This is a genomic window from Pseudomonas sp. YQ_6, assembly GCF_043103245.1.
GTDB classification, from domain to species: domain Bacteria; phylum Pseudomonadota; class Gammaproteobacteria; order Pseudomonadales; family Pseudomonadaceae; genus Aquipseudomonas; species Aquipseudomonas alloputida.
This window is the reverse complement of record NZ_JBICJR010000049.1, coordinates 1-15,741: the sequence shown is the minus strand read 5'-3', so window position 1 is coordinate 15,741 and position 15,741 is coordinate 1. Positions and strand designations below refer to the sequence as shown.

16 protein-coding genes are annotated in these 15,741 nt (G+C 62.4%); 3 read left to right on the top strand and 13 right to left on the bottom strand.

Features of this window, described 5'->3' with window-relative positions; all coding sequences use genetic code 11:
- Positions 1-27 precede the first annotated feature (27 nt).
- Genes phnE through ACF8FG_RS15975 form a run of 4 tightly spaced genes read right to left on the bottom strand, consistent with a single transcriptional unit; the run spans position 28 to position 3,273 of the window.
- A complete protein-coding gene (gene phnE, locus ACF8FG_RS15990; RefSeq protein ID WP_318075626.1) occupies positions 28-795 on the bottom strand; it encodes a phosphonate ABC transporter, permease protein PhnE in 768 nt (255 codons plus the stop codon).
- Entirely contained in the window at positions 792-1,619 is an 828-nt protein-coding gene (locus ACF8FG_RS15985; protein WP_014589740.1) for an ABC transporter permease, read from the bottom strand. The genes phnE and ACF8FG_RS15985 overlap by 4 nt, the downstream gene beginning before the upstream one ends.
- The gene (locus ACF8FG_RS15980) at positions 1,613-2,422 is read right to left on the bottom strand and encodes a phosphonate ABC transporter ATP-binding protein (protein ID WP_019438899.1); all 810 of its coding nucleotides are present in this window, start codon (positions 2,420-2,422) and stop codon (positions 1,613-1,615) included. The genes ACF8FG_RS15985 and ACF8FG_RS15980 overlap by 7 nt, the downstream gene beginning before the upstream one ends.
- Positions 2,419-3,273, bottom strand: coding sequence for a putative selenate ABC transporter substrate-binding protein (locus ACF8FG_RS15975; protein WP_010952054.1), 855 nt, complete (start codon positions 3,271-3,273; stop codon positions 2,419-2,421). Before ACF8FG_RS15975 ends, ACF8FG_RS15980 begins: the two co-directional genes overlap by 4 nt.
- A 126-nt stretch (positions 3,274-3,399) precedes the next feature.
- Here ACF8FG_RS15975 and selD point away from each other — a divergent pair, with 126 nt between their 5' ends.
- Together selD and mnmH are read left to right on the top strand one after the other, a co-directional pair.
- A complete protein-coding gene (gene selD, locus ACF8FG_RS15970) occupies positions 3,400-4,434 on the top strand; it encodes a selenide, water dikinase SelD (protein ID WP_014589738.1) in 1,035 nt (344 codons plus the stop codon).
- A complete protein-coding gene (mnmH, locus tag ACF8FG_RS15965; protein ID WP_019438900.1) occupies positions 4,434-5,546 on the top strand; it encodes a tRNA 2-selenouridine(34) synthase MnmH in 1,113 nt (370 codons plus the stop codon). Before selD ends, mnmH begins: the two co-directional genes overlap by 1 nt.
- A gap of 135 nt (positions 5,547-5,681) precedes the next feature.
- Here mnmH and ACF8FG_RS15960 read toward each other — a convergent pair whose 3' ends face one another.
- The 6 genes from ACF8FG_RS15960 to ACF8FG_RS15935 form a co-directional block, all read right to left on the bottom strand.
- Positions 5,682-6,068: a lysozyme inhibitor LprI family protein gene (locus ACF8FG_RS15960; protein ID WP_019438901.1), complete on the bottom strand. Its 387-nt coding sequence runs from the start codon at positions 6,066-6,068 to the stop codon at positions 5,682-5,684.
- Between the two features lie 20 nt (positions 6,069-6,088).
- Positions 6,089-6,628: a hypothetical protein gene (locus ACF8FG_RS15955; protein WP_014589735.1), complete on the bottom strand. Its 540-nt coding sequence runs from the start codon at positions 6,626-6,628 to the stop codon at positions 6,089-6,091.
- Between the two features lie 67 nt (positions 6,629-6,695).
- The gene (locus ACF8FG_RS15950; protein WP_014589734.1) at positions 6,696-9,221 is read right to left on the bottom strand and encodes a TonB-dependent receptor; all 2,526 of its coding nucleotides are present in this window, start codon (positions 9,219-9,221) and stop codon (positions 6,696-6,698) included.
- 91 nt (positions 9,222-9,312) lie between these two features.
- Entirely contained in the window at positions 9,313-10,284 is a 972-nt protein-coding gene (locus tag ACF8FG_RS15945; RefSeq protein ID WP_014589733.1) for a FecR domain-containing protein, read from the bottom strand.
- Positions 10,281-10,808, bottom strand: a complete 528-nt coding sequence (locus ACF8FG_RS15940) for a sigma-70 family RNA polymerase sigma factor (RefSeq protein WP_014589732.1) — start codon at positions 10,806-10,808, stop codon at positions 10,281-10,283. Before ACF8FG_RS15940 ends, ACF8FG_RS15945 begins: the two co-directional genes overlap by 4 nt.
- 56 nt (positions 10,809-10,864) lie before the next feature.
- On the bottom strand, positions 10,865-11,428 hold the full coding sequence (locus ACF8FG_RS15935) for a GNAT family N-acetyltransferase (RefSeq protein ID WP_014589731.1): 564 nt from the start codon (positions 11,426-11,428) through the stop codon (positions 10,865-10,867).
- A gap of 228 nt (positions 11,429-11,656) precedes the next feature.
- On the opposite strand from ACF8FG_RS15935, the gene ACF8FG_RS15930 reads away from it, so the two are divergent.
- Positions 11,657-12,388, top strand: coding sequence for an RHS repeat-associated core domain-containing protein (locus tag ACF8FG_RS15930; protein ID WP_318075625.1), 732 nt, complete (start codon positions 11,657-11,659; stop codon positions 12,386-12,388).
- Between the two features lie 186 nt (positions 12,389-12,574).
- Here the strand turns inward: ACF8FG_RS15930 and ACF8FG_RS15925 are convergent, their stop codons facing one another.
- The 3 genes from ACF8FG_RS15925 to alaC form a co-directional block, all read right to left on the bottom strand.
- Positions 12,575-12,958 (bottom strand): YkgJ family cysteine cluster protein, encoded by a 384-nt coding sequence (locus ACF8FG_RS15925; RefSeq protein WP_003248590.1) that lies wholly within the window; start codon positions 12,956-12,958, stop codon positions 12,575-12,577.
- A 161-nt stretch (positions 12,959-13,119) separates the two neighbouring features.
- Positions 13,120-14,247 carry a hypothetical protein gene (locus tag ACF8FG_RS15920; RefSeq protein WP_014589729.1) on the bottom strand — a complete coding sequence of 376 codons (1,128 nt, stop codon included), beginning with the start codon at positions 14,245-14,247 and terminating at the stop codon, positions 13,120-13,122.
- Between the two features lie 113 nt (positions 14,248-14,360).
- Positions 14,361-15,569, bottom strand: a complete 1,209-nt coding sequence (alaC, locus tag ACF8FG_RS15915) for an alanine transaminase (RefSeq protein WP_004576357.1) — start codon at positions 15,567-15,569, stop codon at positions 14,361-14,363.
- Between the last annotated feature and the right edge of the window lie 172 nt (positions 15,570-15,741).

Sequence of the window (15,741 nt, the reverse complement as noted above, 5' to 3'; positions counted from 1 at the left end):
GGGCTGCTTTGCAGCCCGGGCTTTCCGTCAGGCCCGCACATAGCGCTGACGCAACACATCACTCGACACATCCACCAGCAACACCAACACCAGCATACCGATGATCACCGTGCTGGCCTGGGCCTCCTGGAACAGGCTCAAGGTGGTGTACAGCATCTGCCCCAACCCGCCCGCCCCGACGAACCCGAGCACGCTGGCCATGCGGATGTTGTTCTCCCAGCGGTACAAGCTGTAGGCCAGCAACTGCGGCCACAGGTTGGGCAGGGTACCAAAGCAGAACGCCGCCACTTGGCTGCCCCCCTGCAAACGGATCGCCGCCGCCGGCTCGGGCGGGGCATTCTCAAGCGCCTCGGCAAACAACCGCCCCAGCACGCCAGCGGTGTGCAACGCCAAAGCCAGGGTACCGGCATTCGGCCCCAGCCCAGCCGCCAGCACAGTCAGCGCAGCCCACACCAGTTCAGGAATGGCACGCAAGGCATTGAGCAGCAAACGCGCGGCCCCTTGCAACGGCCAACCGAAGCGGCCCCCCGCAGGCAGTGCCAGCAACATCCCCACTACCATTGCCAACAAGGTGCCCATGCCAGACATGGCCAGGGTTTCCAGCGCCCCGCGCCACACCGCCTTGAGATGCCCCGCAGACAGATCCGGCTGCAGGAAGCGCCCGGCGTACTCGCCCATCTGCCCCAGCCCGCCATTGCCGACCAGTGCGTGCAGGTCCAACTCCAGGTATGCGAACGAGGCCACCACCGCTGACACGATGGCACCCAACAGCACCAAGTTGATCACCCGGTTCATGCCAGCCTCCAACGCAGCAGGCGGCTGAGCAGGTCGGCCAGGATCACCAGCAGCAAGAACGTCAACAGCATGCTCGCCACTTGCGCGCCCGCAAACATGCGCATCGACAGGTCGATCTGCTGGCCCAGCCCGCCGGCACCGACAAAGCCCATCACCACCGAAGCCCGCACCGCGCACTCCCAGCGGTACACGGTGTACGACACCACTTCGGAGGCAGCATTGGGCAGGATGCCGTAGAAAAACGCCGCCAGCCGGCCACTGCCCGCCTGCAACAAAGCATGCGCCGGGCGCTGGTCGACCGACTCGAATATTTCGGCGTAAACCTTGCCGAGCATGCCACTGTAGGTGATGGCGATAGCCAGTACGCCCGCCGTCGGCCCCAGCCCCACGGCGCGCACGAACAGCAACGCCCAGACGATCTCCGGCACGCTACGCAGGAAAATCAGCAGCCCGCGCACCGGCAGACGCAACAGTCGCGACCAGAACCCGGCCCGCCCGCCGCGTGAAGCGGCACGCAAGGACAAGGCACGGCTGGCCAACAAGCCAGCCGGGATCGCCAACAACAACGCCAGCGCCATGCCGGCAGTCGCCACGGCCAGGGTCTGCAAGGTGGCTTCATAGAGCAGTGCAAGAAAATCGGCATCATGTGCCGGCGGCCAGAAGGCGCTGGTAAAGCTGGCAATCTGCTGACGGTTGTCCGCCTGCAACAGCACCCCGGGGTTCAGTTCGCTTGTCAGGATAGCCGGCCACAGTACCGCTACCGCCAACAGGGCCAGCAGCAACCGCGGCAGCAGCGCGGGGTCGCGGGCGTCGGCCTTCAGCATCGCGGAATCTGCACGGTCAGGGTCGGCCCCTGGGTTGGCGGCGGAGCCAGTTGTTCGTTGGCGTATAGCGCGTCCAGCAGTTGCTCGGTGACCGCTTCGGCCGGGCAGTCGAACACAACCTGCCCTTCCCGAATGCCAATCACCCGCGGAAAATGCGCCAGCGCCAACTCTACGGCGTGCAGGCTCGCCACCAACGTCACGCCAGTGGCCTGGGCATGGCGATTGAGCAAGGCCAGGCTGTGGTCGGCCAACACCGGGTCCATGGCCGAGACCGGTTCGTCGGTCAGCAGCACCTGCGGACGCTGGTACAACGCCCGAGCAATGCCCACCCGCTGCAACTGGCCACCGGACAACTGCCCACACTGCACGAACAGCTTGTCGGCCAGGCCCAGTTCAGCCAACACCTGGCGCGCCCCCGGCACATCGCTGGGATACAGCAGGTTGAGCAAGCCGCGCAGCGTACCCCACTGCCCCAGGCGACCCGCCAGCACGGCGGTCACCACCCGCTGACGCGGTGGCAAAGGCGGCGACTGATGCACCAGGCCAACCCGCGCACGCAGTCGCTGGCGTGCCCTTGCCGACAGTGCCCAAGGTTGCTCGCCAAGCAACTCCAGGCGCCCACTGCTGGGCTGGATGGCCGTGGCCATCAGGTGCAGCAAGCTGGACTTGCCCGCCCCCGACGGCCCGATGATGGCGACACGCTCGCCCTGCGCGATACGCAGGCTCACCGCGTCAAGCGCGCGTACCTGGCCGTGGCGCAGGCTGGCACCGTGCAGATGAATTGCCGCATTCGAAGCTGTCACTTGAGCAGGCCGGCCTCGCGTGCAGCCTGTTCGGTGCCCTTGTAGTTCTCAGGCTTGGTCTCGATGAAGCGGCTGGCGGCCTGCAGGTCAAGGATCGCCTTGTGCTCCGGGTTGCTCGGGTCGAGGTCCAGGAAGGCTTTCTTGATTTTCTGCTTCAACGCCGGGTCCATGTTGCCGCGCACGGTCCAGTTGTAGTCAAAGTAGGTTGGGGTGGTGGCGAACACCTTCACCTTGGTGGTGTCGACCTTGCCGGCATCCACCAGTTTTTGCCACACGCTGGCGTTCAGCACGCCGCCATCGACCTTGCCAGCCTGCACCCAGGCCACGGTGGCATCATGGGCGCCAGAATAAGCCACGCGGCTGAAGTACTCTTCAGGCTTGATATTGTCCTGCTTGAGCATGAAGTAACGCGGCATCAGGCTGCCCGAAGTAGAGGAAATGGAACCGAAGGCAAACGACTTGCCCTTCAGGTCGCTCAGGCTCTTCACGTCGGGGTTGGCGGTGATGAACTTGGACGTGAATTGTGCGTCCTGCTCACGCTGTACCAGTGGCGTGGCGGTCGGGTCCTTCAGGTGCACCTGAACGAACGTGAAGCCCCCCAGCCAGGCCAGGTCGAGACGGTCTGCGGCCAGCGACTCCACCACCGCCGGGTAGTCCGCCACGGGTACGAACTTCACCTCCATGCCCAGTTGCTTGGCCAGGTACTCACCCAAAGGCTTGAACTTGCGCTGCAGTTCGGTCGGCGCTTCGTCGGGGATGGCGCTGACACGCAGCGTTTCTGCGGCCTGAACGACAGCGGCACAGCAAGACAGCACGAGGCCGGCGGCAAGCGCCAGGGGGCGGTTGAGCATGGGTGTTCTCCGGTTCAATAGCGGGGAAGTGCCGACACATTTGCCGACACCGGGAATTATAAGAGGCAAGGGCCTAAAGGCCAGCTTTGCTACAATCGCGCAACAATTTGACCTGCAGAGGTGCATATGAGCGAGCCGATTCGCCTGACCCAGTACAGCCATGGCGCCGGCTGTGGCTGCAAGATCTCCCCCAAGGTGCTGGACGTGATCCTCGCCGAAAGCGGCACCCAGGCCCTGGACCCGAAACTGTGGGTCGGCAATGCCTCGCGCGACGATGCAGCAGTGTACGCGCTGGACGACGAGCGCGGCGTGGTTTCGACCACCGACTTCTTCATGCCGATCGTCGATGACCCTTACGACTTCGGCCGCATTGCCGCCACCAACGCCATCAGCGACATCTATGCCATGGGCGGCGACCCGCTGATGGCCATTGCCATCCTCGGCTGGCCGGTCAACGTGCTGCCGCCGGAAGTCGCCCGCGAAGTCATCCGCGGCGGCCGCGCAGTGTGTGCCGAAGCGGGTATCCCGCTGGCCGGCGGCCACTCGATCGACGCGCCTGAGCCGATCTTTGGCCTGGCCGTCACCGGCGTGGTCAATAAACGCCACCTCAAACGCAACGACACTGCCAGCGCGGGCTGCCAGCTGTACCTGACCAAGCCCCTGGGCATCGGCATCCTCACCACTGCCGAAAAGAAGGCCAAGCTGCGAGTGCAAGACCAAGGCCTGGCCCGTGACTGGATGTGCACCCTCAATACGCCGGGCAGCCGCTTCGGCAAGCTGGACGGGGTCAAGGCCATGACCGACGTCACCGGCTTCGGCCTGCTCGGCCACCTGGTCGAGCTGGCCGAAGGCAGCGGCCTCACCGCACACCTGAACTACGCCGCCGTGCCACGCCTGCCTAGCGTCGACCACTACCTGGCCGAAGGCTGCATCCCCGGTGGAACCCTGCGCAACTACGACAGCTACGGGCACAAGATCGGCGCCCTCAGCGACGACCAGAAGCACCTGCTGTGCGATCCGCAGACCAGCGGTGGCTTGCTGGTTGCTGTTGCCCCGGAGGGTGAAGCCGAGTTCCTCGCTGTGGCTGCCGAACTGGGCCTGAAACTGTCCCCGATCGGCAAGCTGGTCGAGCGACAGAGCCATGCGGTCGAGGTGATCTGATGCGCCCCGACTGCACCGACTTCCGTCAGCTGTTCCTAGACGACGTGCCGATGATGGACATGCGCGCCCCCGTCGAATTCGCCAAAGGCGCCTTCCCTGGCGTGGTAAACCTGCCGCTGATGAACGACCAGGAGCGGCAGAAGGTCGGCACCTGCTACAAGCAGCAGGGCCAGGCCGCCGCTATCGCCCTGGGCCACCAGCTGGTCAGTGGCGCCACCAAGCAGGCTCGCCTGGAGGCCTGGGCAGCGTTTGCCAAGGCCCACCCAGACGGTTACCTGTACTGTTTCCGTGGCGGCCTGCGATCGCAGATCGTGCAGGGCTGGCTGCGCGATGAGGCGGGCATTCAGTACCCGCGTGTCAAAGGCGGCTACAAGGCCATGCGTACCTTTCTGCTGGAGACTACCCAGCAAGCGGTGGAGCAATGTGATTTCGTGCTGGTCGGTGGACTGACCGGTACCGGCAAGACCGATGTCCTGCACCAGCTGGACAACGTGCTCGACCTTGAAGGCCACGCCAACCATCGCGGCTCCAGTTTCGGCAAGCGCGCCACGGCACAACCGGCGCAGATCGACTTTGAAAACCAGCTGGCAATCGACGTGCTGAAAAAGCGCGCCCGCGGTATCGGGCAGTTCGTACTGGAAGATGAAGGCCGCATTGTCGGCAGCTGCACGGTGCCGCTGGAGTTGTACCAAGGCATGCAGCATTACCCGCTGGTATGGCTTGAAGACAGCTTCACCAACCGCGTGGAGCGCATCCTGCGCGACTACGTGGTCAACCTGAGCGCCGAGTTCAAGGCCGTGCATGGCGAGGAAGACGGTCCCCGGCTGTTTGCCGAGCGCATGCTGCAGAGCATGGCCAACATCTACAAGCGTTTAGGTGGAGAGCGCCATCAGCGCTTGTCCGAGATGCTGCGCGAAGCCCTGCAAGAGCAGCAGCGCAGCGGCGCAGTAGACCTGCACCGGGGCTGGATCGAAGGCTTGCTGAACGAGTACTACGACCCGATGTATGCCTACCAGCGCGCAGCCAAGGCCGAGCGCATCGAGTTTGCCGGGGATGCCGTGGAAGTGCGCGAGTACCTCAAGGCCCGGGCGCTGCGCGAACCGCGTAAATAGAACCAGCACCATGCAGTGCCCTGTAGGAGCGGGTTCACCCGCGAAGAAGGCAACGCGGTGCATGACACCGGCAAAGCCGGTGTTCGCGGATGAACCTGCGCCTGCAAATGTGGGCCAATCATGCCTGAACAGGCGCTACTGCCCAGGGCTAAGCACCCGCTCCAGCTCCGCAGCGCGGTCGCGGGTCATGTCCATGATGCAGGTGCCACCTTCCAGCTGCGCCAGGGTCCCGCCACTGGCCTGTACATGGAACTGGCAATTGCCATCACGGTAGGCCAGCCACTTTCGCTGCACATCCCGCAGGCTCTTCTGCTGCCCGGCATCCAGCTTGCCCATCAACTGCTTGTACACCCGGTTCAACCGCTGGTCCTGCACTTGCGTTTCGGCCCCGATGCACGCGTTCATGGCCACGGTGCTGGAGGCCTTGTCCATGCACTGCCCGTAGGCCGCCGTGTAATCGTCCGCCATCGCTACCGGTAGCACGCAAGCCAGTGCCAGGCCTGCCAGGTAATGCTTGATCATGCTAACCCTCCTTGTGGGTATCAAAGCGTCTGCGGCTGCTCCGGGGGCATCAGCACCTTGCCTGGCTCGAAGCGCAGCGAGGGCATTTGCGTCGCTGCATACAACGTTACCCCCAGGGCGGCAATCAAGGCGACATCAAGCCAGTTCCAGCCTGGCACGTCGTCAGCCCTTCGCGCCTTCCAGCAAAACCAGGCTTGCCCCAGGCAAAACACCACCATCGCGACCAGCCACAGGTAGAAGCCAGCACCAAAGCCGGTAAGGTCATGAAATTCATAGCTGCTGTTATCCGGCAAGCGGTCGATGCCAAAACTGCTGGCAGCCAGATACGCCGCCCCAAGCCCGGCCAGCAAGGCCAGCCGGCGAAACCGCCGATGTGCCAGGATGGCCAGGGCCAGCAGCGGGTTGGCAAACCATTGGTACAAGCCGAACGGCATGCCCCATGGCCCGTACAGCAGCATCTGCAGGGCCGGCATATGACGCTCGCCGCTCATCAGCGCGCCATCGAAGAACAGGGCGAGCAAATACAGCAGCAGGCTGATACTCAGGTAGAAAGCGGGCAAAGGGGATTCCTGAGAGAAACGGGACAGCCTACGACCTTAACCCAGGCCCTGCCCCGCTTCCAAACCCTCAATAGGTGCCGCGCAGGGTCACCATGAAGTTGCGTGGTTCACCATAGTAGTTGCCATAGGTCGAAGTACCCACGGTTTCGTAGTACTTCTTGTCGAACAGGTTGTTGCCGTTGAGCGTGACGTTCCAGTGATCATCGACACGGTATTCGACCAACGCGTTCCAGATCGCATAGCCGCTCTGGTCGAAGTCGAACGGTACGTTTCGCTCAACCAGCGCGCCGCTGCTGTCGTAGCGATTCACTGTACCGCTCATGTACGTGGCGCTTTGCACCTGCACGCCGCCGCCGACCTTGAAGTCGCTGAGGATACCCGGCAGCCGGTAGGTGCTGTACAGCTTGAACAGGTGCTTTGGCATCACCGTGCTCAGCGGTGCATCGGCGCTGCGGTTGCGGTTCAGGTTGAAGGTGTAGCCCCCCACCAGCATCCAGTCCGGCAGCAGCTCGCCAGACAGCTCCATGTCGATGCCCTTGCTCACCACCTTACCGTTGGACACATAGCAGCAGCTGCCCGAGAAGCCGGCGTTGGTGGCCAGGAAGTTCGGGTCTTGCACCGCTTCGTTTTCGCGGGTGCTGTAGTACAGCGCCACGCTGGCGTTGAGTGCGCCGTTGAACAACTCACCCTTGAGGCCGGTTTCGTAGGTTTTGCCGGTCATGGGCTCAAGCGGCGAACCGCTTTGCGCAGGGCCGCTGATTCGGCTGGACTGCGGTTTGTAGATTTCCGAATAGCTGACGTATGTCGACCATTGATCGTCAAGGTCGTAGACCAGGCCACCGAACGGGGTGACCTTCGTGCCTATACGCTGCTCCGGGCTGGAGATACTTGCTGGCGAGGTCAGGTTGTTGGTGTAGGTCTGCCAAAAGTGGAAACGCTGTGCACGCGCCCCGACAATCAGGTGCAGGGGTTCAGCCAGCTGCAAACGCAGGCTGCCGTACAGGCCGTACTGGCGTTGCGAGTTGGGGCTGTAGTCGCGCTTGTAGTCACGCCCGTTGCCGGGGTCGTCGAACGCTGAGCTGTCGGGGTCGAATACGTTGGCCGGCGCGCCCGAGGCGGCATAAGGCGCAGTGCCCAGCCACCGGCTGTCGATCTTCTGGTAGTCGGCACCGAAGACCACTTCATGGTCCAGACCAAAGGCCTGGAAATGGCCAGAGACGTTACCGTCATACAGATGCTGCTCGTTCTCCTGGCGGGTCGAGGTGCCGTACCAGGTCGCCCCGGTATTGGTTACCGGGTCTACTGCATTCAAGGTGGTCGCCGTCTTGAACAGCCCAAGGTCCCAAGTGTTGGTGTAGCTGAGGTTGAGCTTCCAGTCGTCGTTGAATCGGTGGTCCACCTTGGCGAAGTACTCGCGCGCGGTGGCGTCGAGGTAGGCCCAATTCTTGGTCAGGCCGGTATGCCGTGGCAGGTTCAGGTCAGCACCATTGCTGTAGCGCGGCACCGCGCTGTTGCTGCCGGTTTCGTGGGACTTGTTGTAGCGAGCACCGAAGGTGAGCATGGTGTCGTCCGTAACGTCCGCCTCCAGCACGCCATACACCAACGGCCGCTCGGTGGCGCGGTTGTCGGTGAAATACTGGCGATCGGTGTTGGACATCACCAGGCGGCCGCGCAGGCGGCCATCCCAGCCCAGCGGGCCGGACAGGTCGAACTCCTGGCGATAGTTGTCCCAGCTACCGGCCGACAGGGTCAGCTTCAGCTGGTTAAAGGAAGTCGGCCGCTTGCGCACCATGTTGATGATGCCACCCGGGTCACCCGAGCCACCATACAACGCAGCAGTACCGCGCAGTACCTCGATATGGTCGAACTCGGCCAGTTCGAAGATGTTCGACGAATAGAACGAACCCATGGCGGTGCCCAGCGCCTGCGGTGCAGCGCCGTCGATCTGCAGGTTCTGGATACTGAAACCACGCGAGATGAAGTCCTGGGTGCGGAAGGTGGTGCTCTGGGTGACGATGCCCGGCGTCACTTTCATCGCCTGGTTGATGTCGGTCAGTTGCTGGTCTTCAATCAGCTGGCGGGTCACGGTCGACACCGATTGCGGCGTCTGGCGCAGGCTGGTCGGGGTCTTGGAGCCAACGCTGATCAGGCCCGGTGCGTAGGAGCCGGTGTTCTCGGTACTCTGGCCCATGCCCTGCCCGGCTACTGTGGTCACGCCAAGTTCCATCGCCTCACTGCTCACCGCCGCTTGCGGCTCGGCCACCAGCCGGTAGCCGTTATCGCTACGCTCTACCCGGTAGCCACTGCCGGCCAGCAACACGGCAAAACCGCTGTCCACCGAATACAGGCCATGCAGGCCGTTGCTTTGCAGGCCGGCCAGTGCTTCAGGGGTAAAGGCCAGCGACACGGCGGCTTGCTGGGCATAGCTGCCAAGCGCCTGGGCGAGGTTGCCAGCAGGCACTTCGAAGCTACGGCGGGCAGCCTCCTCGGCGACGGCTGGCAGGGCCGCAACGGATAGGGCCAGCCCGGCACAGGAAAGGCGCAAGGCCAGGGCTAGCGGGCTGAGGACGGGGTGGCCAGGGAATCGGCGCATGGTGGATCGGCGCATGGTGGATCGGCTCCTTGTTCTTGATCGGTTGGCCTCTTGTCTGACGGGCCACTTCGCAGAAGCGGAACCACCTGGATCAATTTTCTCGTGAGACGGGTTCGACCGTGGTCCACCAGCGGCCAACGCCGCCGATACGAATCGGCAGCGCCTCGGCCAGCAGGCGCAGGGCCCTTTCGCTGTCATCCAGAGGCAATACCGCCGACACCCTGATCGCCTGCATTGCCTGGCGGTCGAAGCGCAGCACGCCACGGCGTTGCTCAGCCAAGGCATCGAGCACCTGGTCGAGCGGTACGCCGTCGGCCACCAACTGGTGATGCTGCCAGGCTCGATCGACCCGCGCCGGTTCGATGGCCGGCAACGGGCCAAGCCCGTCACGCGCCACCCATGCCCGCTCGCCCGGGCCGACGACCAACTGATCGCCGGACACGGCAGTGCGCGCCTCGACCCGGGACTCAAGCATGGTCAGCTCGCTGCGAGCGTGGCCTTGGCTGACCACGAAGCGCGTCCCCAGAGCCTTGAAGCTGCCTTCGTCGGTCTGTATCACGAAGGGTCGCGTCGGGTCATGGCTGACATCTACCAGCACCTGGCCATGCAGCAGGCGGATGCGCCGCTCGCCAGTGCTGAACTCGACATCCACGGCAGAGTTGCCCGCCAAGGTCAGCTGCGAGCCATCTTCCAAGGTTTGGCTGCGCCACTCCGCCGGCGCGGTATGCAAGTCGGCCAGCCAGTCGCGCGGCGCTCCACCGGAAAGGCTCAGTGTGCCCAGCAAGGAGATTGCCAGGGCCAAACCGAGCAAAGTGCGCCGTGCACCCGAGCCTGAAGCCGAAACCTGTGCGCCGGCGCGCAGCCCGGCGCCCACCGGTCCGCGTTGCTCGCGCAGTGCCTGCACCTGGCTGATCACCCCTTGCATGCGGCGCAAGGTGGCGCCGTGGCGTGGGTCGGCCTGCAGCCAGGCGTCGAACTCGCGCGCCTCGTCGGCATCCAGTTCACCCTCGCCCAGGCACAGGGCCCATTCGGCAGCTTCCTGTTCGATACGCGAGGGATTCACGGTTCGGCAATGTCCAGCGTGCGGTGGCAATGGATCAGGGCCTGGGCCAGGTACTTGCGCACCATGCGTGGGGAAATCTGCAGGCGTTTGGCAATCTGAGGCTGGGTCAGGTCGTCCAGGTAGTAACCGACGAAGGCCTCGCGAGCATTCACGTGCAGGCCTTCCAGCAGGAAAGCGATCTGCTCCAGCGCTTCGAGGGTGATGAGGACGCTTTCGGGAGATTGGTGCCCCTCCAGGGCCTCGGCAGCCAAGGCAAGTTCGCTGAGGTAGGCCTCTTCGATTTGCTGTCGGCGCACCCGGTCGATCAACAGGCGGCGTGCAGTGGTACTGAGGTAGGCGCGTGGCTCGCGCATACCCAGCAAGGCATCACGCGAGGCCAGGATGCGCACGAAGGTGTCCTGGGCCAGGTCGGCTGCGCTGTGCGAACAACGCAGCTTGCGACGTAGCCAGCTGAAAAGCCAGCCATGGTGCTCGCTGTACAGCTGTTCAAGCGGGTACGGGCTCGGTGAGTCGGCTACGGGCATGGGGCACCGGGACACAAGTGAGAATTGTTCCCGAATAGTAGCTATTCGCCGTAAGACTATGCAACAGGTGGTTCGAGCAACAAGCCGTAAATGCCAGAGTCGGACAGCTCACCCGCCACGCACCATCGCGCCCGCAAGGTGCCCTCCAGCACGAAGCCCTGCCGCTCAAGGGTGCGTGCCGAGCCTTGGTTGCGCGGATCGATTTCGCCTTCCAGGCGGCGCATGTGCAGGGTGTGGGCGAGGTAGTCGATGAAGCAGGTCAGAGCCTCGTCCATGTAGCCCCTGCCCTGCACGGCGCTGGCCAGGCAGTAGCCTATTTCGCCACGGCGGGAAATGTCGTCGATGTTGAACATCTGGACCATGCCGATCAGTTCGCCGTTGTCGCGGCGGTACATGCCGAGCTTGAGTTGGTCGCCATTGGCATAGGCTTCGCGGTCGGCGGCCAGGGCGCTCTCGGCTTCAGCCAGGTCTTGCCAGGGTGCATGGTGCCAATAGCGCATGACCTCGGGGTCGGCCATGATCGCCAGCCACTGCGCGGCATCGGCATGGCGCATGGGGCGCAGTTGCAGGCGTGGGCTGTCGAGGCAGAGGTCACTGGGGAAACTGCGGGGTGGGGTCACGCCGGATCTCCTGTCCATTGCTGGGGAGATGACAGTTTAACGTCAAGTAACGCACTGAAGCATCCGCTCGTTTCACCATTGCTCGTCCAGAAGTCAACCGGAGCAGGGTCTGGTCACACCGAAACCTGATAGAAATGCCAGTTGCATTCTTTTTTTAAGAGGACCAGTTTTGGGAACTCATACCGTATCAAGCAATTAATCGATTTAAACCTGCAGCGGGAGCATCCAATGAATTACAGTCCCTACGGATTTACCTCGTACGCGCTGCAAGTTTCAACCATGCTCTTTTTCAACGGAGAATACCTCGATAAGCTAACCGGGCTATATTCGCTTGGTAACGGCCATCGCGCCTTCAGCCCGACAATAATGAGATTTTACTCACCTGATTTACAAAGCCCCTTCTTGCAAGGGGGAGTGAATTGTTACTGTTACTGCTCTGGCGACCCCATAAATTTCAGCGACCCCACCGGTCAGCATCGGAAACCGTTGAAGCGAATCAACGCGAACGCGAATCGCCCCCCCACCCATTCAGGCAACCCGACTCGCGTTACGCTTGAAATCTTTGAGCGAAACGCTGAGAACACTTCCCAGTTAGCGCAACGATTCAATAGGCTTAAATACGATGCGTCTAGAAAATACCTACGATTCCGTCGGGCCATGCAGGAATCCATCACGGCAGCCCACGCTTCAACAACTGATGCATCAGTAACGCAGCATCTGCAAGCTGCTAAGCAAAACTCACAGCAAGCCACACACTACAAGACGTTGATGGAGCAGCACTCTGCTTCTGAGCAAAGCGTGATCAATGCCCTGCGCCGTATTGTTGCCGAAAGCCAAGAGTTTCGGAGGGACGCCAAAGAGAATATCGCTCCGTTGCCCGCTAGCGCCCAAACCGCACAAGCAGATATCCGATTACCCGAACCGACCCGGGCCACCATCCGGCCGTTCCATTACCGGTAACAGGAACTTGCGAGCCTTTACACACATATAGATACTGACCATTCAATTTCATGTGTCTGTCTGCAACCTGATGGCCCTATCACCGGCCAACCAGCTCCACACAGCGTCCCCACAATACCTGTGCTCTGTGCAGTACCTGTCGGCTGGCTAGCCGACATAGGGCGGGCACAGGCTAACGGAATACGCTCAGGCCACCTCAGCCCCATCATCCGGCCAATGCGGCTCGTTGGCCTCTGGCGGGGTCAGCGGCGGCAAACCATACGCCGCCCGCGCATCATCACAGCTCGGGTTATGCACCCCACCCTCCCACGACGCATCAAACTCGCGGCACGGGCTGGAACGGTTGGCGTAAATGGTACAGGCCACTTCCTTTCCGATCTCGCCCTGAAGGCTGACACAGCGGCAAGGCTTGGCATCGGTGCCGATCATGGCAACGCGGGTGGGGTTGATCTGCACCACCAGGTCGTCCGGCACAACGCCCCCGGCAGACTGGCATTCGCCCCAGAAGAAGGACACACGGAAGTACCCGCAGCAGGCGCCGCAGTCAAGGCAAGGGTTATATTCAGACATGATGTCACGGAGGGAAGGTTGTTGTTATCGGGGCTGGCCCGCGGCGCCATTTTTAATCCAAGCAGGGGCCGCTGGATAGAGGGGGACTGCAAAAAAAAATGCCGCTGATCCGGCTGCTGAACAAGGACGACCAGAGCCTTTGCCGGCCGCCCCCCTTTCAGTTAGCAGATGGGCTGGTAAGTTTCAGCATCCCAGCGTTGCAAACCCAGGCCTGCGCTCGGCTCGTAGCCACCTCCCTGCACCTTGCTGAATTGAGTATGCGCCTCACCACAATGCACCAGACGATCGTTCTCATCGCCCTCGGTGAGTACCGTGTAAGACTTACTGCGCATGGCCTGATACTGCCTGTCGGCGGCCGCCATGACCTGGTGATACTTCATCAACTGGCTGCTGCTCAAGGCCAGACGTTTGTCCAGGTGCACGCCCCAGCGGGTCAGGCAAACCTCGGCAAAGTGGCGAACGATCAGCCCAGGTTCAGCCAGCACCTTGCCATCGCCTGCGCCATCAGCCGAGGCATTGCCCACCAGCGTGGCATGGCGACCCGGCATCGGATAAACGCATATCCTTGTCCCTTTGGCGACCGAAGGGATCACGCAGGCAAATCCTTTGGAACGCTCATCCCTTGAGTAGAAGCCTACGTACTCTTTGACGTTATCCGCCAAGGTTACGCGCTCGCCCTGTACGTTACCGACGCCAGGCACCGGGTCGATGGCAAATATGTTCACCGGTATGCCCCGCAATACAGGGTCTTGCGCCATGGCATTGGCCAGCATGTGGCAGCTGATCCCTCCCCTGCTCCAGCCCACCAGGTTGACCTGGGTTGGCAGGCGCGGCTTGCGGAACATGCTGATGATGCGCTCCTGCAGTTCCTGCGGGGTTGGGTGGCGATCGCCGTAGTCGTAGGTTCGCCAGAACCATGAGGCGGAGGAAGACACATCCGGAATCGGCACGCCGGCAGCTTTCAGCCGCTCGTATTCTTGCTCACTGAGTTTGGTGCGCCGCCAGCTGCTTTCACCTTTGATGACCTGCAGCACATGGTTGACGTTCTCCTCCCAGCCGCGGCCAAACAGCTGGCCGGTCCAGTTGAAATAGCCGCCGGGTTCGACGAACAGGTTGTCATCCTGAAGGTTGCCGCTGCCTGGGCCGTCGACGGCGATCCAGTGGGCAAATTCCCGGCTCTGGTCGTTGCTGGCCAGGGTCGAGACCAGCTCGCCATTCCAGAAGTTGGGATTGGCGTCGTCGAAACGGTGCGAGCCAGTGCCGCAGAAGTAGGCGGTGAAGACACTCATGGGGTATCTCTTTGGTGAGAAATGAGTGCTGAAGGTAGGCGTAGGGGTAACCCGCAGGCAGGCGGAAAGCTCACCCAAGAGGCAGTTGGGGCTGCTTCGCAGCCCCAATGGGCTTACTTGCGAGCCAAACCATCAGCCCGGAACATTTGCCGGATCCCGCGGATGGCCTGGCGAATACGGTCTTGGTTCTCGATCAACGCAAAGCGCACATGGTCGTCCCCATAGTCACCGAAACCGATCCCCGGCGACACGCAGACCTTGGCCTCGGCCAGCAGCTTCTTGGAGAACTCCAGCGACCCCAGGTGCGCATACTCCGGCGGGATCTTCGCCCACACGTACATCGACGCCTTGGGGTTCTCGACCATCCAGCCCAGTTCGTGCAGCCCTTTGACCAGCAGGTTACGGCGCTGGCGATACTGCTCGGCAATGTCGCGCACGCACTGTTGATCGCCTTCCAACGCGGCAATGGCTGCGACCTGTAGCGGGGTGAAGGTGCCATAGTCGTGGTAGCTCTTGATCCGCGCCAGGGCGCTGACCAACTCGGGGTTGCCGACCATGAAGCCGATGCGCCAGCCGGCCATGTTGTAGCTCTTGGAGAGGGTGAAGAACTCCACCGCAATGTCCTTGGCACCCGGCACCTGCATGATCGACGGGGCTTTCCAGCCGTCGTAGACGATATCGGCATAGGCCAGGTCATGCACCACCAGTACGTTGTACTGCTTGGCCAGGGCCACCACGCGCTCGAAGAAGTCCAGCTCCACGCACTGGGCGGTCGGGTTGGACGGGAAGCCCAGGATCATCATCTTCGGCTTGGGGATGGACTCGCGAATGGCCCGCTCAAGCTCGTTGAAGAAGTCCACTCCCGGCACCAGCGGCACCGAACGCACCTGGGCACCGGCAATCACTGCGCCGTAGATGTGGATCGGGTAGCTGGGGTTGGGCACCAGCACCGTGTCGCCCTGGTCGAGGGTGGCCAGCATCAGGTGGGCCAAGCCCTCTTTCGAGCCGATGGTGACGATGGCTTCGCTTTCCGGGTCGATGTCGACCTCGTAGCGGTCCTTGTACCAGTTGGAGATTGCTCGGCGCAGGCGCGGGATGCCGCGAGAGGTGGAGTAGCCGTGGGTGTCTTCACGCTGGGCGACCTGTACCAGCTTCTCGACGATGTGCGGCGGGGTGGCGCCATCGGGGTTGCCCATGCTCAGGTCGATGATGTCCTCGCCACGACGGCGGGCAGCCATCTTGAGCTCGGCGGTGATGTTGAAGACGTAGGGGGGGAGACGATCGATGCGCGCAAAGCGGCGCGGCGAACCTGGGTTGGCCATGGCTTCCTCTGAGTACGTAAGCGCCCGGAACCGTCCGAGCGACGTTGGCCGATGTGGCGGCCCGAATCAGAAGATAGTGCCGAAACAGGATCCTTGTAAAGGATAATTTCCTGTTTTGTTAGATCTTTTCAGATCTATTGTTTGAAAATCAGAGATTTATATTTTCCTGTGC